This window comes from Colwellia sp. MB3u-41, from assembly GCF_014076845.1.
Taxonomy (GTDB): domain Bacteria; phylum Pseudomonadota; class Gammaproteobacteria; order Enterobacterales; family Alteromonadaceae; genus Colwellia_A.
Genome location: NZ_JACGUT010000079.1, coordinates 77,454 through 101,566 on the forward strand (window position 1 = coordinate 77,454; position 24,113 = coordinate 101,566).

Below are 24,113 nucleotides of genomic sequence, written 5' to 3' on the forward strand. Positions count from 1 at the left end.
CGGTTTAATTTATTTTTATTGCCAACAATTCACTTTCTAGCCAGTGGTAAGCTTGTTGCCAGCCTAATTCTAAACCTGAAAACACGGGATATTTCCATTGATCAAATGAACGACTCGCTTGGAGTTTTTTGGTCACTAATCTACTTTTTTCAGAATAACAGACAAAAGCAAGCGCCTTTAATCCTTCATAAGAGGCAACAGAAAGTTTTGCTTCATAAGTATAGGTATAATTATTTATACGGTTAATAAGCAAAGCAAAATCGCCTTCGACGTTATTATTCACAAACTCATGGCACTCTTCTACCATCTCCAGTGTCATTTCAACGCCTTCATCGGCGGTAACTTCAATAACATTATTTGCAAATATATTATAAAAGCCAAAACTTAAACGATGTTTCATTTTATACTCACGCATTCATTGAAAAACATATCAATCCATTACGGTTAACTAGCAATCCTTATGCAAGCTAGTTTTGTATACAATAGTCACTGTTTAAAAGACATGCAAGAAATCAGCTAATAAAAAGCCACTATTACACTAAATCTGTAGCCCTAATCGGTAAAAAGCTGCTCAAACCAAGAGAGTTTGTTCTTATTTTTTTCTGCCTTTTTTCCTAAACAATGAGGCTCAATTAACAAGCCTGTTGTTATTGCAGGATAAGTAATCATTTCAGCACACTCTACACTCACCGCTATACCACTAGTAGACTCAAAATCTGTCAACACAACATTTTCAGGCATTAAACGAGCTTTATTGATCACGCCATTTTTTCTCATAAACTCTGCAAATAACACTAACGCACCACTACTTCCGGTTAAGTGGGTCGGTTTGTTATCGTCACGCCCCAACCAAGTGGTGACTAAATTTTCGTTATCATAACCGACAAACCAACTATCTCTTTGCTCATTAGTCGTACCTGTTTTACCCGCGACTTCTGCACCATTTAAACGCCAAGTAAGCGACTTCGCTGTTCCTTCTTTGGTCACTTGTGATAATGCATGGTCGAGTAAATACATACCTTGGGTGGAGAACAGTTGCTCTTCTTGTGATTCAAATTGCCATAACGTTACACCTTTCGCTGAAACGATACGATCAATCGCATGGCTATTACTTTTAAAGCCTTGATTAGCGATGGGTAAATAAAGCTGATTAATTTCAAAAGGCGACAAGCTTAAAGAGCCTAACAATATACTTGGTCGGGTAACGATATCGTCAGGATAGCCTAAAACATGAAAAATATTAGCGACATTCTCTAAGCCCAATGCCATGCCTAAGTTGACTGTTGGCACGTTAAGCGATCTCACTAGAGCATCAAATAAGCTGACCTTACCTTCAAATTTCCCATTATAATTTTTGGGTCGCCACTCTTTACCACCATCACTGACAAGTACGATAGGCTCGTCTTTTAATAATGTGGCAAAGTTGTATTGTTGATATCGTTCTAGTGCTGCCAGATATATTGCCGGTTTTATTAATGAACCTATTGGGCGCTTAGCGTCCAATGCACGATTAAAGCCTGCATAGCCTGATTTTTCATCACCCACTAGTGCTTTAACTTCGCCTGACTTTATATCGGTAACCACCATGGCAAGTTGTAACGACTGTCCTTTATTGAGTTTCACTAAATCAGGCATTTTTTTAGCTATTGTTTGCTCTGCGTTCATTTGTGTCGCAATTGAAAAACCAGTAAAAACTCGCACCCCAGCTTGTTGCTGAAAAGTAGAGAGCTTTTCAGCCAGTTCTTTTTTTACCAATTGTAAATACGCAGGAAACTTTTTGTGTATTAAACGACGAGATTCACGGACAGATAAAGGCGAGACGACCGCCGCTTGATAATCTTTTTGTGAAATCAATTCATTTTGATACATTAAGAGTAAAACAAGATCACGTCGCTTTTTCGCCTTGTTAGGGTGCCGCCACGGATCATAATAACTAGGTCCTTTAACTTGTCCAACAAGCATTGCCATTTGTTCAATCGTTAAGGAATGCACTGATTGACCAAAATAAAACTTAGCTGCCAAACCAAAACCATAGATACCATTGGCATAGTGTTGCCCTAAGTAAACTTCATTTATGTAGGCTTCAAGTAGTTGATCTTTACTGTATCTAAGTTCAAGAATAATTGACATAACGGCTTCGTTGACTTTACGCCACAGTGTTTTTTCTCGAGTTAAAAACATATTTTTAACTAGCTGTTGAGTTAACGTACTCCCGCCCTGAACCGTTCTTCCCGCGCGAATATTAGCAATTAAGGCACGAAAAATACCTAAGGGAGAAACCCCAGAATGAAAATAGAAATCACGGTCTTCAACTAACAACAAAGTATCGATAAGTTTTTCTGGCAATGCTTGAAGTGGAACTATTACACGATCTTCTTTGTTTTCAGGAACTAAACGTCCCAGTAAGAACGGTTCAAATGAAAAACGTGTAATTTCATCTTGATCATCAAGTATCGAGAGTATTTTGTTACCTGAAATATGGAGCGTAAATCGCTGTGCAAACGTATTGCCATCGCCAAAATCAAAAGGTCGACGATAGACAATAAGTTTGGTGGTCGACAAAGCAAATTCACCAGGGTTAATCGCTTGCTGCTTTCTCTCGTACCCTGACAAAAGCAAATTTTTCTTGAGTTGATCCAATGATGCTTTATCACCCACTCTAACACTTTCTACTTTCCCATAAACTTGTACGGGAATATTCCAGCGTTGCCCTTCAAATTTATCCTTTACCTTACTGTCGAGATAAATCGCATAAAAGCTGAATAGAAAAATGAATGTAATAAACACCTTCAAAGCGGTATGCCAACACCAATTTACCCAAGAAGTGCTAGGCGTTGTATTTTTTTGAGTCTCTTTTTTCAAATGATTAACCATTCCAAACTGTACTTTTATCGACGAATAAAGCGGACGCTTTACATATGTTTTTTAACACGATTAGTTGCTTGTGCATTGGCTGGGTCGTCTGGCCAAAAGTGTTTAGGGTATTTTGCTTTCATTTCTTTTTGTACTTGCTTGTAGCTCCCTTGCCAAAAAGCGACAAGGTCTTGTGTCACTTGAATAGGCCTTTTAGCGGGTGAAAGTAGTTCGATAATCAGATCAATTCCCTTTTTATGTTTATTGTCACCGACATTAGGCGTAATACTCACGCCATAAAGCTCTTGCATAGGTAATGAAACAATAGGCGCTTGCTCTGCACTGTAACGAATAGGACAGCGTCTTCCTGTTGGACCAACAAAAGATTCTGGAGCGATTTTATCCAATGATTTTTGCTGGTTATAATCAAGTAACGATAATAATGCAGACGACAAATTTACTTTATCTAACTGGGTTTTATTCTTTATATCACCCATAAAAGGGACCAACCATAAAGGTAAGCTTTGTAATAATGCACTTTCTTTAACATCTGGAAAATTTAAATGCCGTTGTGTTTGATTAATCCATCGCCAGCGACTTAGTAACTGTTGATCCTCATCACGCCAATTAAGGTATGACAAACCGTGTTTCTCAATTTGTTGTTGCCATAAATGAGCGATTGCCTGGTGGTTTATTTTCTCGTTACTGGGTTTCTCTGACAAGACAATGGCCCCAAGTACCGTTTGCTGTTTAGCATTAATGCGCTGTGTTTTTGGGTTGTAATTAAGCTGTTTTCTTTGTTGCTCAACAATGATTCCCCAAGCAATAAGCTGTTCAATATCAACAGGGGCGGCAAGCCTTACTTGTAATTTTTGTTGATATTCAGCTAAATTAGCAGCAACAATATAAAGTTCACTCGCAAGCGCATCTTGATCATTTATAAACAGACCTTTACCATTTTCAGCCAGAAAATGTCCGTATTGCTCACGCTTTTTAGCAATACGTTCCGGATAAGCTAAGGCCAGTAATACGCCGGTTAATTCAAGTGGTAAACTCGATAAATCAGTAACGAATACTTTATTAACTTTTTGTAAGTGCTTTTTTGTTTGCAGAAAAAATGACTGATACCTTTTACTTTTTGACTGATAAATTAACTCGCTCAAACGATGGCGTAAATCACAATCAGTAAATGCGCGTTCTCCACGAAATATATCTCGGTCTTCAAGTAATGACGCTAATAGAGCCGCGAGGTTTGTGAAGCCCACACATTGATATTTTTTTTCTAATTCCGCCGCTCTAACAATCATTTTAGCAAAGCGAGGATGACAAGCAAAACTAGAAACACTTTTACCAAGTTGGGTTAAATTTCTTTTTTCATCAAGTAACTGCAACTTTTGTAATTCATGCCATGCTTGAGTTTCAACAACTTTTGCAGGGAGTTCCATCATGGGGAGTTCGTTAAGTTTTTTAACCCCCCAACGAGCAGCCTCTATGACCATTGGTAGTAAATCAGCTTGTTGAATTTCGCTAATACTTTGTTCATTTCTGCGATAAAAATCTTCGCTGGTGTAAAGACGAATACATTTACCCGCCATCATTCGCCCAGCACGCCCCATACGTTGTATGGCAGAGGCCTTGGAAATATTACGTTGCTGAAGCTGATTCGTTAATGTTTGTCTGTCGTAAACCGCAACTTTTTCTAACCCACAGTCTATAACCAAATCAATCCCTTCAATGGTTAAACTTGTTTCTGCAATATTCGTCGCTAAAACAATTTTATGTAGCCCTTGTTCAGTCGCGGCAATTGCCTGTTGCTGCTGCACAAGCGTTAAGTCACCATATAAAGGACATAATAAAAAATGTTTCGGTAATAGTTCGGCTAAGTTATCAGCAAGAAAACGAATATCGGCAATGCCAGGTAAAAAAACTAAGATAGAACCTTGATGGGTATTTATTGCGTTTTTGCAAACATTTACCGCATGCTCTCGCCATAAACGACTATTTTTAACTGGTGAATAACTGACGTCGATAGGAAAACTACGACCTTCACTGGCCATTGAAACAGCATCAGGTAATTGTTTCAAAATTTCATTGGTCGCTAACGTTGCAGACATTAATAATATTTTTAAGTCGTTACGTAACCCTTGCTGAACATCTCGCGCTAATGCAAACGCTAAATCTGCATTTAGCGATCGTTCATGAAATTCATCAAAAATAACCAATGCACAATCTTCAAGCTCAGGATCATGCTGAATGATTTGTGTAAAGATCCCTTCGGTGATCACTTCAAGCTGAGTCGTTTTAGAGACTTTACTTTCATTTTTTAGCCGATACCCTACCGTTTTTCCAACTGGCTCGCCGAGTTGTTTAGCTAAAAAGCAGGCAACGGTTTTAGCCGCTAAACGACGTGGTTGTAACAAGTATATTTTTTTATTTTTAAATTGATCAAGGGCTAATAACCATAACGGTAAGCGTGTTGATTTACCTGCACCTGGCGGAGCAGATAACACGAGGGTTTGATACTGCGTTAGCGCATCAAGAAGTTCCGTTTTGATATTTTCTATAGGTAATGGAGAAACAGACATTTTAGTTTTATATGAAATATTATGGCGTAACAAGCTGGCTGTTACTCTACCACAAACGTTTCAAGCCATATTGTTATATTTTGTTCACTCGCCATAAAGTAATGAATATATTTTCCTGCTAAGGGTAAAATAAGTTGTCCTAATTATTACCTGCTATATGAATTACTTGTGCATTGTTCGTCGAGATATGGCAACAAACAAAAAAGCACAATAATCTGCATTATTGTGCTTCTAGCGATTAAAGATGAGTGAAAACTACTTAATTAACTCAGCAATAGTCGCAATACCTAACCCTGTGCCACCGGCGCCCCAAAGACTCGTACTATTACCGTTATAAGCGGCCGCTAAATCAAAATGCAACCAGCCCGCGCCGTCATTATCGACAAAACGAGATAAAAAGCCTGCGGCATTACTTGCACCACCTGCACCACCACCTGGTATAGGACGACTGTTTGCCGTATCTGCAAATTCAGATGGACATTTTTCTTCATGCCAAGGTTCTAAAGGAAGTTGCCATATTGGCTCATTTACTTGTTGCGCGATTTTTTTAGCTTGTTCAGCGGCTTCGTTATCTAAAGTAAATAACGCGTTGTAGTCACCACCTGTTGCCATAACTGCAGCACCTGTAAGTGTTGCAGCGTCAATAATAAGAGGCGCCTTAGTTTCGCTAGCGGCTAATAAACCATCGGCTAAAACTATACGACCTTCAGCATCGGTATTGGCAACTTCCATCGTTACCCCGTTTTTATAAGTTAAAATATCACCGAGTTTATAAGCATCATTGCTCACCATGTTTTCAGCACAGCATAAAAATAATTTAACGCGCTTATTTAAACCTTGTCTGATCGCTAAGGCCATCGCACCAGCAACAACTGCGGCTCCGCCCATATCACATTTCATGTCAAACATGCCGGCGTTTGACTTCAAGCTGTAACCGCCACTGTCAAATGTAATACCTTTACCCACTAAACAGGCTGAAACGGCTGCATCAGGGTTACCCGTTGGGTTAAAATCAACTTCTAATAGACACGGCTTATTAATACTACCTTTACCAACATTATAAATGCCCACCCAGCCTTGCTGCTGTAATTCTTCACCTGAGATAAGGTTGCTGGTTACATAAGCGGGTGCTTGTGCATTAATATAGTCAGCCGCTAACTCAGCTAATCTAAGCGGGTATAATTCTGAAGGTGTTTGATTAATTAAATCGCGGCTCCAAGCAAAAACAGCTAATTTGTCGTTCAAGCGATTTACACATTCACTGCTACCCGTAAATTCAACATTAGTTAATTTACCAACACAGGTAAAACCTAAAGCAAAACTCCATTGAGCCTCTTCTTGCCAGTTTTCTCCTGATAAACGCGCGTGCTTCACGCCAAGCTTCTCAATGCTTCGTGCTGCTTTTTGAATTTGTCTTGAAGAAGATCTGTTTGAATCTTTCAAACAAATATAAAGCGCGTTATCAACAAACTGAACAAGGTTTTCACTTTGCCAGTTATCATTATTACTCTGTTTTGATAGGTAAATATTGGTTACTTGGGTCATAAGACTTCCTGAGCATGATAATTATCATCTCTAGTTTATACTTATCCTAAAGTAAAACCGATATTTTTTGAAAAGTCGTTATGGGCTTAATGTAAACTTAACCTAAAAAAATTATCTGCAATAAACTTAGGTGGATACTTGTTGATAATAAGCCACTAGCTCAGAATTAATTACGATACTCCTCTCACTATATTTTTATAATTAAGCAGAGAAATACTTACATATTCTTTAAGTTTTTTTACATTATGCTATATTAAAAAAATAATTTTTTTGAGAATATTTTGACATGATCTTGAGCGCAATTAAGATTACCGTGTTTGCAGCTTTGTATTCATTGTGTTTATCACTTTATGCCCAAACTCAGCAACTTAATGTGGTTGGGGAGTATATTTCTGGTGCTACAAATCATGATGGTACTGGGTATCAATTCGAAATGGTTAAAGCTATTTTTGAGCCGCTAGGGTATCAAGTCAATATTAATGTCTATCCCTATCAACGGGCCTTAAAGGAAGTCGAACATGGGCAAGCTGATATGATGATAGGTATGATTAAACATAGTAATATGTCAACTCTATTTTCATTCGTTCCCCATGAAGCAGACAAGATTCTTGCTATCTATCGAGACGATAACGTCTTAAATTGGCAAGGCTTATCAACACTTAAGAATAAAAAACTAGTGATGTTACCGAGCATATCTGAAAATGCCAAAGAACATCTTCCCATACTTAATAATCAAGTTCGCGTCGTAAATACCCCCATTCAAGCGCTTAAAATGCTAAAACATGGTAGAGCTGACTTTATCATTATGACACAAGCTGAATACAGAGACATTGATGACTCAGAAGCAAGATTTAAATCACAAATCATTGGTTTTATCGATATTCATGCAGCTTTCACCGATTCGATTTCAGGCGTTAAATTTAAGAAAGTTTGGGATGAACATTTCATCTCATACTTAAAATCTGACAAAGCCAAGTCAACATTTAATCGTTGGGGGGTATCTAAAAATTATGTGACGACACTTAACTATCTCACGGGGACAACCGATGAAACGCCCCAGCTTTACCCCTTAAAATAGCGCTGAGCTATTTAACAACAAGATATGCCAGTGTTAGTGGTAAAAGGGGTGCTTCAGCACCCCTTTTACCGTCTTACTTACTTGATAAACCTATTGGGTGACCTTAATACGCTCAATTAAGTTTTCAAGTTTCGAATCTTTACCCATCGAAAAGTCTAATTGAACTAACAGCCCCTCAACCTTGTGACCAACGGCTGAGTATTTCCATTTTTCTAAGGCACTTACTGCTGATTTGTCAAAAACATAAGCGGGCTTTGCATTCACCACCTCAACATTTGTCACACTTCCGTTTGCGGTTACATCAAACTTTAATACCACTGAACCTTCCATACCTTCTTGTGCCGCTTTTATTGGGTACTTAGGATTCACACGCATAACAGGTTTAAGGTGAGTTGACTCTGTTGCTTTTTCTCCAACATTGTCATGTTGATTTCCTGCGTAACTTAGCCCTGAAAGCAGTGTTATAGTTGTCAGTATTGCGACAACGAGTAATGATTTAGATGTTTTTTTGTTGGTTTTTAAATTGTTAATTCGTTCTAACATAATTTGTTTATCTCCATGCTTTTTAAAGGATAGTTGGGCGAATGCTAATGACGGTGTCGACTGTGCCGCCACTAATAGTGCTTTACTATAATTAATCCTGCTCTCTTTTGGTTTGCGCGCCAGAACGAGTTGATCACAGGAGAGTTCTTGATCTTGGCGAAACCTAAAATAGGCTAACCAAGCAAGAGGATGGAACCAGAATAACGTTAAGCAAGTTAGCGCCATGAGATTCCAATAAATGTCATTCCGATCAAAATGACAAATTTCATGTTCCAAAATAAGTTTCTGTTGCTCTACACTGTAAAGCTCAGAAAAATTCTCTGGAATAATAAGTTTTTGCTTCACTAATCCAATAAGCATCGGACTGTAAGTACTTGAGCTTTGATAGAGTGATACTTTTTGAGGTATAGCTAATGGCATCGATGATTTATCAATGTTCGTTAACTTAAGGTGCTTATTAAATATAGAATAAGTGAGCAACCAATAAGCCATCATTGAAACAACAACACTTAACCATATGTATAACATCCAAGCCACAGAAAGATGCTGCTGAAGCGCCACTGTCGGCTTAACCCAGTAGCGTTTAATTTCAGCGACATTAGAGAGGGTGTTTTGCTGCCATGGCAGTGGTAGGCTATATATAACTAAACCTAAAGGCACCATTAGCCATAATAAGTAAGTATTGCTCGCCCCTAATGATTGTATGAGCCATTTATGCCCAGCCAATAAAATGCTTAGCAACAATGTTAATGGCAAGAGTAACGTAATAAGGTGCTCAATCATTGTCTTGCTCCCATTTTGAAATAAGGAGTTTCAATTCATCGACATCTTCTTTTTTTAAATTATTTGTCTTCGCAAAACCAGCAACTAGTGGTGACACACGTCCGCTGAATAGCCGCTCAATAAAACTTTGACTTTGCATTTCTGTATAAGCTGTTCGCTCAAATAGGGGAAAATAAAGATAATGGCGGTTTTGTTTTTCAAAACCTATCGCTTCTTTTTTTACCAAGCGATTTATCAGTGTTTTTACTGTTTTATCGTGCCAAGGTTTATTTTTATTTAGTTGTTCAATAATGTTATTTGCTGTCGCAGGGTGTTTAACCCATAAAGCCTCTAAAACTTCAAATTCTGTATTAGTAATTTCAGACATATCTATAATATTACAAGTGTAATCGGTGATTAGATATTACACTTGTAATCACCGATGTCAAGTAGATAGATATTTACTAAAATTTTGTGACATCTCACCATATATTAATAAAAATTAACTTTACGGATAAAGTTTATACTCTGTTCTACACTGTAGTTAATTAATGATAAAAGGAAGAATGACATGTTCTCGATCAAAAAATTATCTTGTTTATTTATAAGCTTAACGTTAGTCGCTTGTGCTTCGATAGGAAGTGGCAGCAAAGCAGAAAAACAACAAAAAATTCTAACGATGAAAGAGTCCGTTCTCACGCAACTTTTTGCTACAAAGCCCGACACGCGCAGTCAAATTAACGCTGCTCCAGGGTATGCGGTATTTTCTAATGCCAATATTAATTTAATATTCATGGCTGCAGGAACAGGATATGGCGTTGTTAAGGATATGAATTCAAATAAAAACACCTACATGAACATGGCTGAAGGAGGCATAGGCTTAGGTCTTGGAGTAAAAGACTATCGTATTGTTATGGTATTTCATACCGTAGATGCAATGAATAACTTTATTAATAAAGGTTGGACTTTTGGTGGTAATGCCGACGCTTCAGCGAAGGCCGGTAACAAAGGAGGCTCCGTTGAAGGAGAAATCTATTATGGTGATGTTACGGTATACACTTTTACTGAAAGTGGTTTAGCGCTTCAAGCAACGATTAAAGGTACAAAATTTTGGCAAGACACTGACCTCAATTAACCTGATTAAGTGAATCTTTCAAAATAGCCAGCAACCTCACTAATATTTAAGCACCCTTTGAAAATTTGATTCAAAGGGTTAAGTAGCATAACCAGAAGGTAAAAAACACAGTAAAGAACTGATTCAAAAATCTAAAAGGACTTAAGCTTTCTTTAAGAATCGACGAGTAGACTGACATTATAAACTTCCAGGAGATAGTTATAATGTTATATACAATGTCAAACAGTCAAATGCACGAGATAACGTCAACTGAAAGATATCAAGATTATTCAGACAGATTTATATCTCATCAGCCGCTTTCAAATAAGCACACCTTAAATGAGCACTCAGTAAATCCAAAATTCCTGGGTAAGAAAAAATTTAATTTTGATATTCAAGTGGCTGCTCATGGAGGCGAACAAAGAAACGAAATTGAGCAATTCATTAAACAAGGATTCTTTAAAAGCTATCAAGCGAAAGTCTCTGTAACCATGCCTCATTTGTTGGCTTTGTGTAACGGCACCTATAAAGCCGCTTTAGGTATTCGCAGTGGTCGCGATGATTTATTTATCGAACAATATCTATTAGGCCCAGTTGAGCAACAACCTGTATTTGTTCAAAACAATATCCACCGAAAAGATATTGTCGAAATAGGACATCTCTTTAGCAATAATCAACGCTTCACTCTGCCGTTATTTATGATCACCGCCGTCTCTTTATTTTATATGAATTATAAATATATGGTGTTTTCAGGTACAGAAAAGGTTGTAAATATAATGGCTAAATCAGGTGTTCATTGTACTCACCTTTGCGATGCTCATGAGAATAAAATTCAAACATCTACTGACCACTGGGGCAGCTATTACGCCACAAACCCAAAGGTTATTGCTGTTTCGTTGTCAGATGTTATTGCTTTAATAGCGAAGCATCCTACGTACCAGGTTATGTTCCAGTCGCTTGATAAACAAATTGCGCAAACATGTCAGCAATTAACTTAATTTTACTTTTGATTAATAAAAAGGTCTTACTATGAAAATCATTACTTTATGTACCATTTTATATTGCGTTGTCGGTAACGTTTACGCAAACAGTGTCACTCAATCTAATTTTGATAATGCGTTAATCACCATACAAGAACGATGGGTAGATGCTAATTATGTTAAAACTAAAAAAGCACAAAAGCTCGATTTTACCGAATTACAACAACAGTCAGCAAAACTGGTCGCTGAATTTCCCAACTATGCCGAAGCTTGGATTTGGCATGGTATTGTTCAGTCTAGTTTCGCGGGTGCAAAAGGAGGATTGGGCGCACTTTCTTTGGCTGATGATGCAAAAAGTGCTTTTGAAAAAGCCTTGTCTATCGATGAAACCGCTTTACAAGGTTCGGCTCACACAAGTTTAGGTATTCTTTACCTAAAAGTCCCAGGATGGCCACTGAGTTTTGGTGATGAAGACAAATCGGAAGAACATCTAAGGGCCGCGGTAAAAATGAACCCTAAGGGGATCGATATTCACTATTTTTTGGCTGAGTTTTATCTTGAGCAAGACGAATATGTAAAAGCAAAAGAGCACCTGTTGTTAGCGCAAGCTGCACCACAACGGCCTAACCGAGTAAGTGCCGATAAATTTAGACAACAAGAAGTATTGGCTTTACTCAATCAAGTAAATAAAAGTCTCGCGAGCCATTAACCTTAACCGCTAATCAACACAAAAAAAAGCGTGAATCTCAATAGGTTCAAGCTTTTTTTGAATATTTATGTTGAATAAATAATGAGTAGTCATGATATTAAGCACTTAGGCATCCTTGCCTAATTGGTATTGGTATTGGTATTGGTATTAATGATTATTCAGCTATTGGCGTATTTTTTTATAATAGGTAATTGTTTTATAATAGATTTACTGACAAGTGAAGGAAACAACTGGTTAATTCTAACAAACAGTTTTTCTGGCCAACCGATATAACGCTCCTCGTTTGACTCAATGATCAGGTACAACAACTCTTTAGCAACCGTTTCAACTGAATCAACAGCGCTATTAAGTGCTGTATTCAATTCATCAACTTGACGACTATTTAAAGTGGTTTGAGTAGCTCTAGGTGAAAGGTACTTAACTCGAACATTGGTGTCAGCGAGCTCTCTCGACAACGTTTGACTAAAGCCCCTCAAAGCAAACTTACTCGCACAATAAGCCGTGTATCCAGGAAAACCAATACTGCCATAGGTAGAGCCAATATTAATTATTTGCGCAGAGTCACACTGTTTAAGTAAAGGTAATAACGCTTGGGTTAATTGCATAGGTGCGATGGTATTTGTAGTAATAATATTATTTATTTCACTTTCGCTAGCTTGTTCAAACAACTTAAATTGGCTCACGCCAGCATTATTAATCAGTAAATTAATTTCAAAAGGTAATGATGCTAATTGTTCAATTAAATGATCACGCTGTGCTTGCTGTAAAATGTCGACCACAAAGGTAACCACTGAGTTTTTGGCTTGTGAGTTTAACGCCATTAATTCGTTTTTTAATTGTGCCAATTTTTCTTCATTGCGCCCCACTAAAACCAAATTTGCACCTGAGCTAAACAATAAGTGGCTAAACGCCTGTCCAATACCCCCTGTGGCACCGGTGAGTAAAATATTTTTATTCATCATTTTTTGGGTAAATTGACTAGCCATCTGAAAACCTCTTTTAAAATTTTTTCAATCAAGAGTTAACCTTGATTGAAGCTTTAGATACAACATTGCTTAATAATTGCTGTAACAACGTAATGGTTAGTAACCCATACCAATAAAAAGACTTCTGTCATTTAAGTTACCGATAATAGCTCTTCTACCATGGAGTACTCGCTTATTATTAATGATGGCTATATCACCATCTTGCCAATGAATTTCTTGAGTATATTTCTCCGCTAATTCAGTAGTTTCTTTAATTAATTCCTCACTTACAGGTTGTCCATTAGCAAAAGTGTAGTTAGGTTTTTCATAATTAAAGGAAGGACCCAATAGCGCATTTGCAAAGGCGAATTGCTCTGTTTGATTTCTGCCAAGCAAAGAAGCGTTTTTCATCGGTAAACACGGCATTATATCTAGCTCGTAATCTAAACTATCATCAGCATTTATTGTGCCTCTTTGATGCTTATTAATCGCTATAAAGTCAGCTAAATGCTTTTCAGTCACGTTACTTACACTGTTAACGTCTGGGTGCTGGTTAACGACATACTGTCGCCAAAGATGAGACGATAAACGTCGTGAAACAGTCACTGTTTTCTGCCATGCTTGCTGTAATTCAACCGGCATATTTTGAAAAAGCTCAGCACCATCACACAAGGTTGTTTGAGATCCTTTTTTAGCACTTTTCGCACTATAAAAAGCAACAAGATTAGGGGGAAAAGGTGTATTACCATTTTCTATATGCAAACCAACAGGATCTACACCAGCATTCACTTTTTGACTAGATTTATCTGCAAATTCACGCGCGGGATCAAACGTTAATTCATGACAGAACTGTTTTAATAATTCACTAAACTTAGGCAAGCTAGCACTAAAACCACGCAAGAGTACCCAACCACTATCATTTAATGTTTGCTTGATTTGGCTAATAATCTCAATATCATTAAGCTCGATGTTATTGGTAGAAGAAATAATGTTTTTCATAAAGGCATCCTAATAATAAATTCTGTAGCGTTAGCAATAAAGTGCAGCAAGTTTGTCTTCGTACATCAACTCAATGTTCTTTCTTTTTAAACGTCCGTTACTTGTTAGCGTATGATTTTGAACACTAAAGGGAGCATCAGCGATCAGCCAATGATGAATCTGTGCATAATCAGGTAGACTTTTATTAACTGCATCAATAGCCTGTTGCACTGCAAGGTCATTTTTATCGCGGGTAACGACTATTGCCGATAATGCTGGACGTGCTTCACCAAAAACCGCCACCTGAGAAATGACAGAAGACGACGTTAAACTAGCCTCGACCCATTCAGGAGAAATGTTGCGACCAAAGCTGCTCACAATAGTGTTCTTTTTTCTGCCTGACACATAAATGAAACCATCAGCATCGATATAACCTAAATCACCGGTATGAATTTGTTTGGCTACTTGGTCTAATTCACCTAAATAACCCAGCATTGCTTGACCATCAATCATGATTTCGCCATCTTGGGCAATACTGACACGCGCATGAGGCAGCACTTTACCGACACTGCCTACTTTATGTTGTTTTGGTAGATTAAGACTAACCACCGAACAGCATTCTGATAAGCCATAGCCTTCATAAACAGGTAATCCAGAATCTATCGCTTGTTGTAAAATATGTGGTGATGATTTACCTCCACCTAGTGCGATAAACGTTAAGCTTGCGCATTTAGCTAAAATTTCTTTATTTAAGGCATGTACTAAATGTTTTAATATTTGTGGTAATAAAATAACGCTACCCACCTGATGTTGAGCAATTTTATTTACCAACTTTTCAATATCGAACTCAACATTAGAAACAAAACCTAACATTGCTAGTGGCGCAGTTATAATCGCCCCACCTCGCAACAAGCCAATATAAACACCAGCAATGTTTTCTAATAACGTGGCTAACGGCATAACACATAAATGATCGGCTATGCCCATTTCAACCATTGACGCTTCAATTCCTTCACATACCGCAGCAATATTCGCGCTTGATAAACAAACGCCTTTAGGTTCGCCAGTAGACCCTGAGGTATAAGTCACTTTAGTGATACCGATCATATTGTTAACGACATCAACTTTGCTATTAACACGTTGTTCTTGGGATAGGGGCAATAGCACGGTATCAGCAAGCGGTAAAAGCGTAAGTTCGCTCTCGGTCGTAAAATTTAAGTGTCTATTAGTGCCAAGAGCCATCATTAAGTTTCGCTTGGTTATAATTGTATCTACATGTGCACTCTTCACTAAATCACCAATTTGTGTTGTGGTAAAAAATAGTGGGATCGGCACCAAGGTAATGCCCAATTTAGCCGCAGCCAAATCACATATAATCCACTCTGAGCAGTTGTCCATAAATAAGCCAATACACGCTAATTTTTGTGCTTTAAAAGCAGCCTCTACTGTCGCGATTTTTTCCACTAATTGTTGATTATTCGTAATAATTTTCTGATCACCCTGGTCCGAGATTAGAGCAGCTTGATGAGGAAATAAATTAGCGCGAGCACACAATACTTGAAATAGCTTTTCCATGAAATTTTCCTTTCGATGAACCAATGAGGATATAACTTAAGACAAGTATCTACGATTAAGCTTAACGAATGCTTAAGAGAATTTTTTAAATGAGGGTAGTCATTTTATGAGGAACGGCTTGTTATGCTGGTACTGCGTTTGAAACTGTTAGTTATTCGCCTAATAGCAAAGGTCATAACAACTCAATATTTTGTATTAACGAGCGGAGTAATTATTATGGGGTATAATTGTTTTTACTGTTGTCGCGATTACGGTATTCATTGTCAAAAGCATCGGCTATTAATAAGTGTTTTGCGCTGTATCAAGGTCATCACTGTTTCTTTAACCAAATTAAAGCATCATATTCATTGTCAAAGTACTCAATATTTTGACAAGCTTTCGAAGGTACCCATTGCTGATCAATATTTTTTATTACCTGGGAAGTGATTACAATAGCTTTTGCCACCATATTTTGACTATTCAACCACAAATTGAATTCATTGGAAGTGTTAAACGCCTCAGGGGTTGCACCGTTCAAATTTGAAAGGTTGGCAAGTATCAAAAACCTTTTTTGATTAAGAGAGTTAATTATTGCCTTTGTTTTTTGTGACACATCATTAGCTCCATATTCATTAAAAGATCCACTCAATGTAATATGTATAATATTTTCTTTTAAGATTATCGTGTTATAACCATGTTCTACAGTCAATTCAATTCTCCGATGATATAGCCACTCATTGGTTTTGTTTAGTGAAATAGACTCATATTTATCAGTATAACTGAGTTAGATGAAATATGAGTTTTTATCTTCCATTGCGGTAATAAACATTCGTAATATATGGGGAATAGAACTCGCTATCAACTGATTAACTATTGGAGTACTTTCTGAGATTAAAAAGCCTTATAAAATTGGTTAGCAACAATGTTTTCACTATTGCTAACTCATTGCGACATCAATACATTATAAGTTTAATGAATATCCAATAACGTTACTTCAAAAATAAGCAATGAGCCTGGTGCAATTTTACCCGCAGCACTATTGCCGTAACCTAAGTGTGAAGGAATAAAAAGTTTGAATTTATCACCAACCACCATTAATTGAAGCCCTTCTGTCCAACCACTTATTACTTGATTTAAACCAAAACTGATCGGTTCACCACGGTCTACTGAGCTGTCAAAGACAGCACCATTTAATAAAGAACCATGGTAGTGTACTTTTACTTTCGAACTAACGGCTGGGTGAACAGTGCCTTTACCTTGTTGTAACACTTGGTATTGAAGACCAGATGCTGTTTCGATAACATTTTCAATCGCTTTATTTTTTATTAAAAAATCGTTACCTATTGCTACATTTTCAACCGCTATTTTTTTATTCTCGGTGTTTTTAAAAATAAAAAATATTACCAGTGCAATCACGGCAACCCAAAAAATATATTTCATAACCATCTCACTCATTTAAATAATGATATATTCTAGCATTAGATTTTGCTAACGATAAGGCTAACTCACCTATTAATAAAATCATGGTTAAACGTTTTCAAAATATGCTCATTGTAATTTCTTTGCAACTTTCTCACGCAAATTAGTGATAAAGTGAATAATCATAACTTACACTTTATACCTCATGAAAATTAACCTTAAAAAAGCGACGCTCATTAAGCGCTACAAACGTTTTCTTGCCGATATCATCTTAGCAGATAGTAGTGAAACCACACTTCACGTAGCTAACACAGGAGCAATGACAGGTTGTGCTGCTGAAGGCGACACTGTCTGGTATAGCACTTCTGATAATAAAAAACGTAAATACCCATTTAGTTGGGAGATAACCCAAACACAAAAGGATGACTATATTTGTGTCAACACATTACGCGCCAACCAACTGGTTGAAGAAGCCATTACAAACAAAGCGATTAATGAACTGCTCGTCTACACAAATTTACGGCGAGAAGTTAAATACGGTGATGAAAATAGTAAAATAGACTTCTTGCTCACCGATGAAAATAACATTGAAACTTACATTGAAGTTAAAAGTGTTACGTTACTTGGCGATGAAGCCGAAAATACACAAGGCTACTTTCCTGATGCTGTGACACTTCGTGGTCAGAAACATTTACGTGAATTAATACAAATGAAACAACAAGGGCATCGGGCTGTTTTACTTTTTGCAGTATTACACAGTGGTATTAATAGTGTTATGGCTGCAAAACATATCGATGCTGAATACGCAGCACTCTTATCAAAAGCCGTCGAGCACGGCGTTGAAGTTATCGCTTATAAAGCCAACTTTAGTACAATAATAACAAACGTAACCGTGTCTTTGTTACAACCACTACCTGTTAAAATTGATGACTAAGATCACCTCTGAGTCAAAAAACATCTAAATACATTGACTTACCCTAGCAAAAATTGTTAAAAAAGCTTGCTCAAAAAAAATCATTAGACGTTATAAATTAAAAAATACTTTTTATTCAACCAAATTAATCCGCAATCGATTGATTTAAAAGCAATAAAATTATTTTTTCAGTTAATTAAAATCAAAACCTTGAATTTCAACACGAAGAACGCAATATAGACTGGGTATTTAAGGTCTATTATTATTGGCAATTGCAACCACGGGTGTAGCTTTTAATGAAAGAGCAACAACTTCGCCATGTAGGTCGATGTAGCATTTAGGAGAATAAGCATGCCAGCCAAAAAAGTACTAGGTATTTTAGCATTAGCGGGCGTATCGCCATACGCTGAGAAAGCCAACGAAGAGTACATGAACGCTGCTCAATTAGAGCATTTCAAGAAAATTCTTGATGCTTGGCGTGTACAACTTCGCGAAGAAGTTGACCGTACCGTTATGCATATGCAAGACGAAGCAGCAAACTTCCCTGATCCGGTTGACCGCGCAGCCCAAGAAGAAGAGTTCAGTTTAGAGCTACGTACACGTGACCGTGAACGCAAACTCATTAAAAAAATTGAAAAAACATTACAATTGATTGAAGAAGATGAATTCGGCTTCTGTGATTCATGTGGCATTGAAATTGGTATTCGCCGCTTAGAAGCACGTCCAACAGCCGACTTATGTATTGAATGTAAAACACTTGCTGAGATTAAAGAACGTCAATTAGCCGGTTAATTGCCTGATTAATGATATTACTGATAACGTGCTCATTATATGATTCACGATAAAATTAATATTTCGCGGCCATTGAATTTGAGTAAATCTCGTACTCAATATCGTGGCCGTTTTGCCCCATCCCCCTCAGGTTATCTTCATTTTGGTTCCTTAATTACGGCGCTTGCCAGTTACTTACATGCGAAACATCAACAAGGTTTATGGTTGGTTCGTATTGAAGATATAGATCCACCTCGTGAAACCGTAGGTGCAAGTTCGGCTATTTTAACAACTCTCGATGCTTATGGACTCCACTGGGATGAACCTGTTTTATATCAAAGTCAACAAAGTGACTTATACCGAAACGTTTTAGAACAGTTAGCTGAGCAAAAACTCACTTATTACTGCCAATGTACGCGCGCGCAAATCAAAGTTCAGGGTGGAATTTATCAAGGTCAATGCCAAAATAAAAACCTACCACTAAAAAATAGCGCTACTCGCCTACACAATCAGCAAGGCATTTTTCACTACTTTGATTTAATACAAGGTGAATATTTCTGCCACCAAACACTCGCCAAAGAAGACTTTATTTTAACCAGAAAAGACGGTTTATTTGCTTATCAACTTGCTGTAGTTGTTGATGATATTTATCAAAAAATTAGTCATGTCATTCGTGGTTGTGACTTACTTGAACCGACGTCAAGACAGTTAAGTTTGTATCAGCAGTTAGGTTATCAAGCGCCACAGTTTGGCCATATACCTCTAGCCGTTACTGAACCAGGCTTTAAACTCAGCAAACAAAATAAAGCTCCAGCCATCGATAATAAAAACCCTGTGCCTTCATTAATTTCAGCCCTTAATTTTTTAGGACAAAAGGTACCTAATGAACTCTATACTTATTCTGTTGAGCAAATAATACAGTGGGCAATAGAGAATTGGTCGACCGATGCGATCCCAAAAAAGCAGGAAATTACCTTTACGAGATAAATATTGTAAATAAAGCTGTTGTTTGTTGAATTTTCAAACGTTTTATATTCTCTTTTATTGCCCTGTGTTATATTATTACGGCCAATAAAAACGTGAAACATAGCGCCCTAATATGTTTTCGTCTTCCCAAATTAAATTATCCAATCAAGGCCAGTATTATTAAAAGCGTGATCAACTTGTGTAAAAGAGTATTAGGTAAAGCCTCAAAAAAAATGGCTATCAGCTCAACTAAAAATCAGCCAACTTCAGGCTCTACCGTGTTAACACGCGACCAGCATAATGTTTCTCGTAAAAAAATGAGTAACAATGCTTTAAAAGTACTTTACCGTTTAAATAGTGGCGGCTATGACGCTTATCTAGTGGGCGGAGGTGTTCGTGACTTATTACTTGGTTTAGAGCCCAAAGACTTTGATATAGCAACCAATGCTACACCTGAGCAAATTAAAGAACTCTTTCGTAACTGTCGATTAATCGGTCGTCGTTTTCGTTTAGCCCATATTGTTTTTGGTCGTGAAATTATTGAAGTGGCCACTTTTCGTGGGCACCATGAAAATGCACCAGAAAAAGAACAAAGCTGTCAAAAAACGTCAAAGCAAAGTGAAGATGGTATGTTACTTCGCGACAATATCTATGGCTCTATTGAAGAAGATGCCGAACGTCGTGATTTTACTATTAACGCACTTTACTACAGCGCAAAAGACTTTAAAGTGCATGATTTTGCCGATGGCATTAGTGACATCAACGCAAAATTAATTCGTTTAATCGGTGATCCACAAACTCGTTATCGTGAAGACCCTGTTCGTATGCTACGTGCCATTCGATTTGCAACTAAGCTCGATATGACTATTAGCCCAGAAACAGAAGCACCTATTACAGAATTAGCGCCTTTAATGGCCAACATTCCTGCCGCAAGAATGTTTGAAGAGTTTCTAAAGCTGTTCATTTCAGGTAAAGCGCAACTGACTTTTGAACAGTTGAGAAAATACGACTTATTTCGTTATTTTTTCCCAGCAACAGATCAAATGCTAAATGCCGGCACACACCCACATATCGAACATTTTATTGTTAAGGCTCTAAAGAATACCGACAGCCGCATTAATAATGAACAACGAGTTACCCCTGCATTCTTATTTGCAGCTATGCTTTGGTATCCACTACAAAGTCATGTTAAGCATTTACGTGCCGCACAACCACAGTTGTCACCACAAGATATATTTTTTGCTGGGTTAAGCGAAATAATGTCAGAACAGCAGCGTAGTATCGCTATTCCAAAACGTTTTCAGGCGGTAATGAAAGATATATGGATCCTTCAAGATAAGCTTAGTCGCAGAGACGGCAAGCGTGCTTATAAAGCATTAGAACATCAAAAATTTCGCGCGGGCTACGACTTTTTATTATTAAGGGCTGAAATTGAATCAACGCCTGAAGATAGTTCATTAGAAGAGTTATCAAAATGGTGGACTGACTTTCAAGTTAATGACCACAACACTCAGGAATTGATGATAAAAAGTATTGCACAATCACGCACAACCAGCCGAAGAAGCCCAAGAAAACGCAGAGTTGTTCGCGAAGATAAATCGAGCAGTAACGATTAATGGCGCTAGCGTATGTTGGGTTAGGCAGTAATTTGTCTGACCCTGAAAAACAAATTAAACATGCTGTAGTATTATTGTTCCATATCAAAAAGACTAAACTCAGTTGCATTTCTTCGCTTTATTTTAGTCGCCCAATGGGACCGCAAGATCAACCTGATTATATGAATGCCGTAGCAGCGTTGCAAACCGAACTCAGTCCCTTAGAGTTACTGGACGAATTACAGGCAATCGAAAATAAGATGGGTCGTGTTCGAAAAGATAATCGCTGGGGTGCTCGTATCCTTGATTTAGATATACTCTTATTCGATAATGACATAATCAACCATCAACGCTTAACCGTACCCCATTATGGTTTAGAGCTGCGTGAATTTGTATTATTGCCTCTAGCGGAGATATCACCAGAACTCACGTTACCCAATGGTAAAAGTATTTTAGCTCTTAGCCAAGATATCGATACCAATGGATTGAAAGTTCATAGCAAGTTGCGATAATTTAACATTTATGCGAAAGTACCCGCACTGAGTATTTACTCAAACATTAAAAACTTTGGATTAAATATGGCTAAAATAACCACATCAACCTTGCTAAAAATGAAGCAACAAGGTGAAAAAATTTCATCGATCACCGCATATGATGCAAGCTTCGCAAAGCTGTTTGACCAAGCCGGTATCCACGCTATTTTAATTGGTGACTCACTCGGTATGGTTTTGCAAGGACAAGATGATACGCTACCTGTTGATATTGAGCATATGGTTTATCATACACAGTCGGTAAAGCGTGGTGTCACTGACACTTTGATTATCAGCGACATGCCTTTTATGACCTATGCCACTAAAGAGCAAGCATTCACTAACGCTGCAAAACTTATGCAAGCGGGTGCAAGCATGATAAAATTGGAAGGTGGTGAATGGTTAGTTGATACGATTAAAGGCTTAGTTGAGCGTGGTATTCCGGTCTGTGCCCATTTAGGTTTAACACCTCAATCAGTTAATGTATTTGGCGGTTTTAAAGTACAAGGCCGTGAAAAATCACAAGCAGATAAAATGATCGCAGATGCTAAGTTGCTCGAAGCAGCCGGCGCGCAATTACTTGTTTTAGAATGTATACCTTGTGATTTAGGTAAAGCCATCTCTAAAGCAATTTCAATTCCGACGATTGGTATTGGTGCAGGAAAAGATACCGATGGACAAATATTAGTGATGCACGATGCTTTAGGTATTTCATGCAGCTATATGCCTAAGTTTTCACGTAATTTCCTGATCGATACCGGCGATATTAAAAAAGCCGTTGAGTTATATATTAGTGAAGTGTCCAATGGAAACTTTCCTGGTGAAGATCACATCTTTGTTAAATAATTTTCAACGTACAATATAAATAAACATATGAAAATAGTAAGTGAAATTAACGTATTACGCCAACGAATATCTGAATGGCGTCAACAAGGTTTAACAATTGCGTTTGTCCCGACGATGGGAAATTTACACGCGGGACATATCTCTTTAATCACAGAAGCTCATCAGCACGCGGATAAAGTTGTAGCGAGTATTTTTGTTAATCCTATGCAATTTGGCGCTAATGAAGATATCGAAAATTACCCTCGTACCCTCGACAATGATCGACAGCAATTAGTCTCAGCTCATACTGATTTACTCTTTATACCCTCAGCTAAACTGATTTATCCACAGGGTTTAGATAAGCAAACTTACGTTGAAGTACCCAATGTTTCAGTGGGTTACTGCGGTGAAAGCCGTCCAGGACACTTCCGTGGAGTTTCTACTGTTGTTTGTAAACTCTTTAATTTAGTACAGCCAGACGTTGCTTGTTTTGGTTTAAAAGACTATCAGCAAGTGCAAGTTATTCAAACGATGGTTGAAGACCTTTCAATGCCCATAAAAATTATTCCTGTGCGTACTGTTCGTGAAGCAAGTGGTTTAGCAATGAGTTCGCGTAACGGTTATTTAACGGCTGAAGAACGTAAAATAGCGCCGGCTCTTGCACAAAATATTCAATGGTTGGCACAGCAAATAAAGTCTAATAACGATTTTGTTGGTTTAGCTAAGCAAGCGACTCAATTTATCAATAATGCTGGTATGAAAACTGACTATATCCATATTTGTCATGCAAGAACACTTCAACCTGCGAGCGAAGACGATAAAGAACTAGTTATTCTTGCTGCAGCGCATTGTGGCAACGCGAGGTTGATCGATAACCTTCGCGTTTACTTGTAGGTTATAAATTCTGAGCATCGTCATTCACATCCATGTGATCATGATATTGCCTGCATGCACTAATGCCTTAAAAGACAGGATGTCTTAGAAAGGCCATCCTGAGCATCATCACTCATTCACATCCATGTGATCATGACATACCGTTCGTCCTGAACATCGTCACTCATTCACATCCATGTGATCATGACATACCGTTCGTCCTGAACATCGTCACTCATTCACATCCATGTGATCATGACATACCGTTCGTCCTGAACATAAAAAGCCGAATGTTATTTTCATAACGTTCGGCTTTTTATTATTTTCTACTGTAAAACGTCAAAAATGAATTATTCGTATGAACGCTCTAACCATTGAATTTTTGATTGCAATTCGAGAATTTCTTTTTGCGCTTCAATCAATGCTTGTTGAACCAATGATAGGTCAGCGTGATTATGTTCAGATACTTCTACTGGAGTGTTTCTCATGTCGTATTCCATAATTATTACCACCACAAAATGTAATCGTGATTGAATTATTACACAACAACTTTCA

Annotated in this window: 23 protein-coding genes; 11 read left to right on the forward strand and 12 right to left on the reverse strand. The window is 37.7% G+C overall.

Features of this window, described 5'->3' with window-relative positions:
- Positions 1 to 4: 4 nt before the first annotated feature.
- From H4J73_RS11630 to pepB, 4 genes are all read right to left on the reverse strand, one after another.
- A complete protein-coding gene (locus tag H4J73_RS11630; protein ID WP_182223720.1) occupies positions 5 to 400 on the reverse strand; it encodes a hypothetical protein in 396 nt (131 codons plus the stop codon).
- Positions 401 to 552: 152 nt separating this feature from the next.
- Positions 553 to 2,862 (reverse strand): penicillin-binding protein 1B, encoded by a 2,310-nt coding sequence (gene mrcB, locus H4J73_RS11635; RefSeq protein ID WP_182223721.1) that lies wholly within the window; start codon positions 2,860 to 2,862, stop codon positions 553 to 555.
- Between the two features lie 50 nt (positions 2,863 to 2,912).
- Entirely contained in the window at positions 2,913 to 5,438 is a 2,526-nt protein-coding gene (hrpB, locus tag H4J73_RS11640) for an ATP-dependent helicase HrpB (RefSeq protein ID WP_182223722.1), read from the reverse strand.
- Positions 5,439 to 5,693: 255 nt separating this feature from the next.
- Positions 5,694 to 6,983: an aminopeptidase PepB gene (pepB, locus tag H4J73_RS11645; RefSeq protein WP_182223723.1), complete on the reverse strand. Its 1,290-nt coding sequence runs from the start codon at positions 6,981 to 6,983 to the stop codon at positions 5,694 to 5,696.
- 286 nt (positions 6,984 to 7,269) lie between these two features.
- On the opposite strand from pepB, the gene H4J73_RS11650 reads away from it, so the two are divergent.
- A complete protein-coding gene (locus H4J73_RS11650) occupies positions 7,270 to 8,061 on the forward strand; it encodes an ABC transporter substrate-binding protein (protein WP_182223724.1) in 792 nt (263 codons plus the stop codon).
- A 90-nt stretch (positions 8,062 to 8,151) separates the two neighbouring features.
- Here the strand turns inward: H4J73_RS11650 and H4J73_RS11655 are convergent, their stop codons facing one another.
- Entirely contained in the window at positions 8,152 to 9,387 is a 1,236-nt protein-coding gene (locus H4J73_RS11655; protein WP_182223725.1) for a TonB family protein, read from the reverse strand.
- On the reverse strand, positions 9,380 to 9,754 hold the full coding sequence (locus H4J73_RS11660) for a BlaI/MecI/CopY family transcriptional regulator (protein WP_182223726.1): 375 nt from the start codon (positions 9,752 to 9,754) through the stop codon (positions 9,380 to 9,382). The genes H4J73_RS11655 and H4J73_RS11660 overlap by 8 nt, the downstream gene beginning before the upstream one ends.
- A 183-nt stretch (positions 9,755 to 9,937) precedes the next feature.
- Between H4J73_RS11660 and H4J73_RS11665 the strand changes: the two genes are divergently transcribed.
- From H4J73_RS11665 to H4J73_RS11675, 3 genes are all read left to right on the forward strand, one after another.
- Positions 9,938 to 10,501, forward strand: a complete 564-nt coding sequence (locus tag H4J73_RS11665) for a YSC84-related protein (protein WP_182182171.1) — start codon at positions 9,938 to 9,940, stop codon at positions 10,499 to 10,501.
- Positions 10,502 to 10,704: 203 nt separating this feature from the next.
- Positions 10,705 to 11,478: a thermostable hemolysin gene (locus H4J73_RS11670; protein ID WP_182182172.1), complete on the forward strand. Its 774-nt coding sequence runs from the start codon at positions 10,705 to 10,707 to the stop codon at positions 11,476 to 11,478.
- A 31-nt stretch (positions 11,479 to 11,509) separates the two neighbouring features.
- A complete protein-coding gene (locus tag H4J73_RS11675) occupies positions 11,510 to 12,169 on the forward strand; it encodes a tetratricopeptide repeat protein (RefSeq protein ID WP_182182173.1) in 660 nt (219 codons plus the stop codon).
- Between the two features lie 158 nt (positions 12,170 to 12,327).
- On the opposite strand, the gene H4J73_RS11680 is transcribed toward H4J73_RS11675, so the two are convergent.
- From H4J73_RS11680 to H4J73_RS11700, 5 genes are all read right to left on the reverse strand, one after another.
- Positions 12,328 to 13,155, reverse strand: a complete 828-nt coding sequence (locus tag H4J73_RS11680) for an SDR family oxidoreductase (RefSeq protein ID WP_220460674.1) — start codon at positions 13,153 to 13,155, stop codon at positions 12,328 to 12,330.
- A gap of 96 nt (positions 13,156 to 13,251) precedes the next feature.
- Complete coding sequence (locus H4J73_RS11685; RefSeq protein WP_182182174.1) at positions 13,252 to 14,133, reverse strand: TauD/TfdA family dioxygenase; 882 nt, start codon at positions 14,131 to 14,133, stop codon at positions 13,252 to 13,254.
- Between the two features lie 30 nt (positions 14,134 to 14,163).
- Complete coding sequence (locus H4J73_RS11690) at positions 14,164 to 15,687, reverse strand: AMP-binding protein (RefSeq protein ID WP_182223727.1); 1,524 nt, start codon at positions 15,685 to 15,687, stop codon at positions 14,164 to 14,166.
- 310 nt (positions 15,688 to 15,997) lie between these two features.
- Positions 15,998 to 16,375 carry a hypothetical protein gene (locus tag H4J73_RS11695; RefSeq protein WP_182182176.1) on the reverse strand — a complete coding sequence of 126 codons (378 nt, stop codon included), beginning with the start codon at positions 16,373 to 16,375 and terminating at the stop codon, positions 15,998 to 16,000.
- Positions 16,376 to 16,635: 260 nt separating this feature from the next.
- Positions 16,636 to 17,106, reverse strand: coding sequence for an FKBP-type peptidyl-prolyl cis-trans isomerase (locus H4J73_RS11700; RefSeq protein ID WP_182182177.1), 471 nt, complete (start codon positions 17,104 to 17,106; stop codon positions 16,636 to 16,638).
- Positions 17,107 to 17,290: 184 nt separating this feature from the next.
- Here H4J73_RS11700 and sfsA point away from each other — a divergent pair, with 184 nt between their 5' ends.
- The 7 genes from sfsA (at position 17,291) to panC (ending at position 23,579) form a co-directional block, all read left to right on the forward strand.
- Positions 17,291 to 18,019, forward strand: a complete 729-nt coding sequence (gene sfsA / locus H4J73_RS11705; protein ID WP_182182178.1) for a DNA/RNA nuclease SfsA — start codon at positions 17,291 to 17,293, stop codon at positions 18,017 to 18,019.
- Between the two features lie 330 nt (positions 18,020 to 18,349).
- Positions 18,350 to 18,790, forward strand: a complete 441-nt coding sequence (gene dksA / locus H4J73_RS11710) for an RNA polymerase-binding protein DksA (RefSeq protein WP_182175389.1) — start codon at positions 18,350 to 18,352, stop codon at positions 18,788 to 18,790.
- A 39-nt stretch (positions 18,791 to 18,829) separates the two neighbouring features.
- Positions 18,830 to 19,756, forward strand: coding sequence for a tRNA glutamyl-Q(34) synthetase GluQRS (gluQRS, locus tag H4J73_RS11715; protein WP_182182179.1), 927 nt, complete (start codon positions 18,830 to 18,832; stop codon positions 19,754 to 19,756).
- 212 nt (positions 19,757 to 19,968) lie between these two features.
- Positions 19,969 to 21,351: a polynucleotide adenylyltransferase PcnB gene (gene pcnB / locus H4J73_RS11720; protein ID WP_182182180.1), complete on the forward strand. Its 1,383-nt coding sequence runs from the start codon at positions 19,969 to 19,971 to the stop codon at positions 21,349 to 21,351.
- Positions 21,351 to 21,842, forward strand: coding sequence for a 2-amino-4-hydroxy-6-hydroxymethyldihydropteridine diphosphokinase (folK, locus tag H4J73_RS11725; RefSeq protein WP_182182181.1), 492 nt, complete (start codon positions 21,351 to 21,353; stop codon positions 21,840 to 21,842). The genes pcnB and folK overlap by 1 nt, the downstream gene beginning before the upstream one ends.
- A 66-nt stretch (positions 21,843 to 21,908) precedes the next feature.
- The gene (gene panB, locus H4J73_RS11730) at positions 21,909 to 22,706 is read left to right on the forward strand and encodes a 3-methyl-2-oxobutanoate hydroxymethyltransferase (RefSeq protein ID WP_182182182.1); all 798 of its coding nucleotides are present in this window, start codon (positions 21,909 to 21,911) and stop codon (positions 22,704 to 22,706) included.
- A 27-nt stretch (positions 22,707 to 22,733) separates the two neighbouring features.
- Positions 22,734 to 23,579 carry a pantoate--beta-alanine ligase gene (panC, locus tag H4J73_RS11735; RefSeq protein WP_182182183.1) on the forward strand — a complete coding sequence of 282 codons (846 nt, stop codon included), beginning with the start codon at positions 22,734 to 22,736 and terminating at the stop codon, positions 23,577 to 23,579.
- A gap of 329 nt (positions 23,580 to 23,908) precedes the next feature.
- Here the strand turns inward: panC and H4J73_RS11740 are convergent, their stop codons facing one another.
- Positions 23,909 to 24,046, reverse strand: a complete 138-nt coding sequence (locus H4J73_RS11740; RefSeq protein ID WP_182182184.1) for a hypothetical protein — start codon at positions 24,044 to 24,046, stop codon at positions 23,909 to 23,911.
- Positions 24,047 to 24,113 lie beyond the last annotated feature (67 nt).

Coding starts and splice junctions, on each gene's coding strand:
- dksA (WP_182175389.1), top strand. CDS start 18,350: ATGCCAGCCAAAAAAGTACTAGGTATTTTAGCATTAGCGGGCGTATCG.
- H4J73_RS11670 (WP_182182172.1), top strand. CDS start 10,705: ATGTTATATACAATGTCAAACAGTCAAATGCACGAGATAACGTCAACT.
- panB (WP_182182182.1), top strand. CDS start 21,909: ATGGCTAAAATAACCACATCAACCTTGCTAAAAATGAAGCAACAAGGT.
- H4J73_RS11740 (WP_182182184.1), bottom strand. CDS start 24,046: ATGAGAAACACTCCAGTAGAAGTATCTGAACATAATCACGCTGACCTA.
- folK (WP_182182181.1), top strand. CDS start 21,351: ATGGCGCTAGCGTATGTTGGGTTAGGCAGTAATTTGTCTGACCCTGAA.
- H4J73_RS11700 (WP_182182177.1), bottom strand. CDS start 17,106: ATGAAATATATTTTTTGGGTTGCCGTGATTGCACTGGTAATATTTTTT.
- sfsA (WP_182182178.1), top strand. CDS start 17,291: ATGAAAATTAACCTTAAAAAAGCGACGCTCATTAAGCGCTACAAACGT.
- H4J73_RS11655 (WP_182223725.1), bottom strand. CDS start 9,387: ATGATTGAGCACCTTATTACGTTACTCTTGCCATTAACATTGTTGCTA.
- panC (WP_182182183.1), top strand. CDS start 22,734: ATGAAAATAGTAAGTGAAATTAACGTATTACGCCAACGAATATCTGAA.
- pepB (WP_182223723.1), bottom strand. CDS start 6,983: ATGACCCAAGTAACCAATATTTACCTATCAAAACAGAGTAATAATGAT.
- pcnB (WP_182182180.1), top strand. CDS start 19,969: ATGGCTATCAGCTCAACTAAAAATCAGCCAACTTCAGGCTCTACCGTG.
- H4J73_RS11680 (WP_220460674.1), bottom strand. CDS start 13,155: ATGGCTAGTCAATTTACCCAAAAAATGATGAATAAAAATATTTTACTC.
- hrpB (WP_182223722.1), bottom strand. CDS start 5,438: ATGTCTGTTTCTCCATTACCTATAGAAAATATCAAAACGGAACTTCTT.
- gluQRS (WP_182182179.1), top strand. CDS start 18,830: ATGATTCACGATAAAATTAATATTTCGCGGCCATTGAATTTGAGTAAA.
- H4J73_RS11690 (WP_182223727.1), bottom strand. CDS start 15,687: ATGGAAAAGCTATTTCAAGTATTGTGTGCTCGCGCTAATTTATTTCCT.
- H4J73_RS11650 (WP_182223724.1), top strand. CDS start 7,270: ATGATCTTGAGCGCAATTAAGATTACCGTGTTTGCAGCTTTGTATTCA.
- H4J73_RS11665 (WP_182182171.1), top strand. CDS start 9,938: ATGTTCTCGATCAAAAAATTATCTTGTTTATTTATAAGCTTAACGTTA.
- H4J73_RS11660 (WP_182223726.1), bottom strand. CDS start 9,754: ATGTCTGAAATTACTAATACAGAATTTGAAGTTTTAGAGGCTTTATGG.
- H4J73_RS11630 (WP_182223720.1), bottom strand. CDS start 400: ATGAAACATCGTTTAAGTTTTGGCTTTTATAATATATTTGCAAATAAT.
- H4J73_RS11685 (WP_182182174.1), bottom strand. CDS start 14,133: ATGAAAAACATTATTTCTTCTACCAATAACATCGAGCTTAATGATATT.
- H4J73_RS11675 (WP_182182173.1), top strand. CDS start 11,510: ATGAAAATCATTACTTTATGTACCATTTTATATTGCGTTGTCGGTAAC.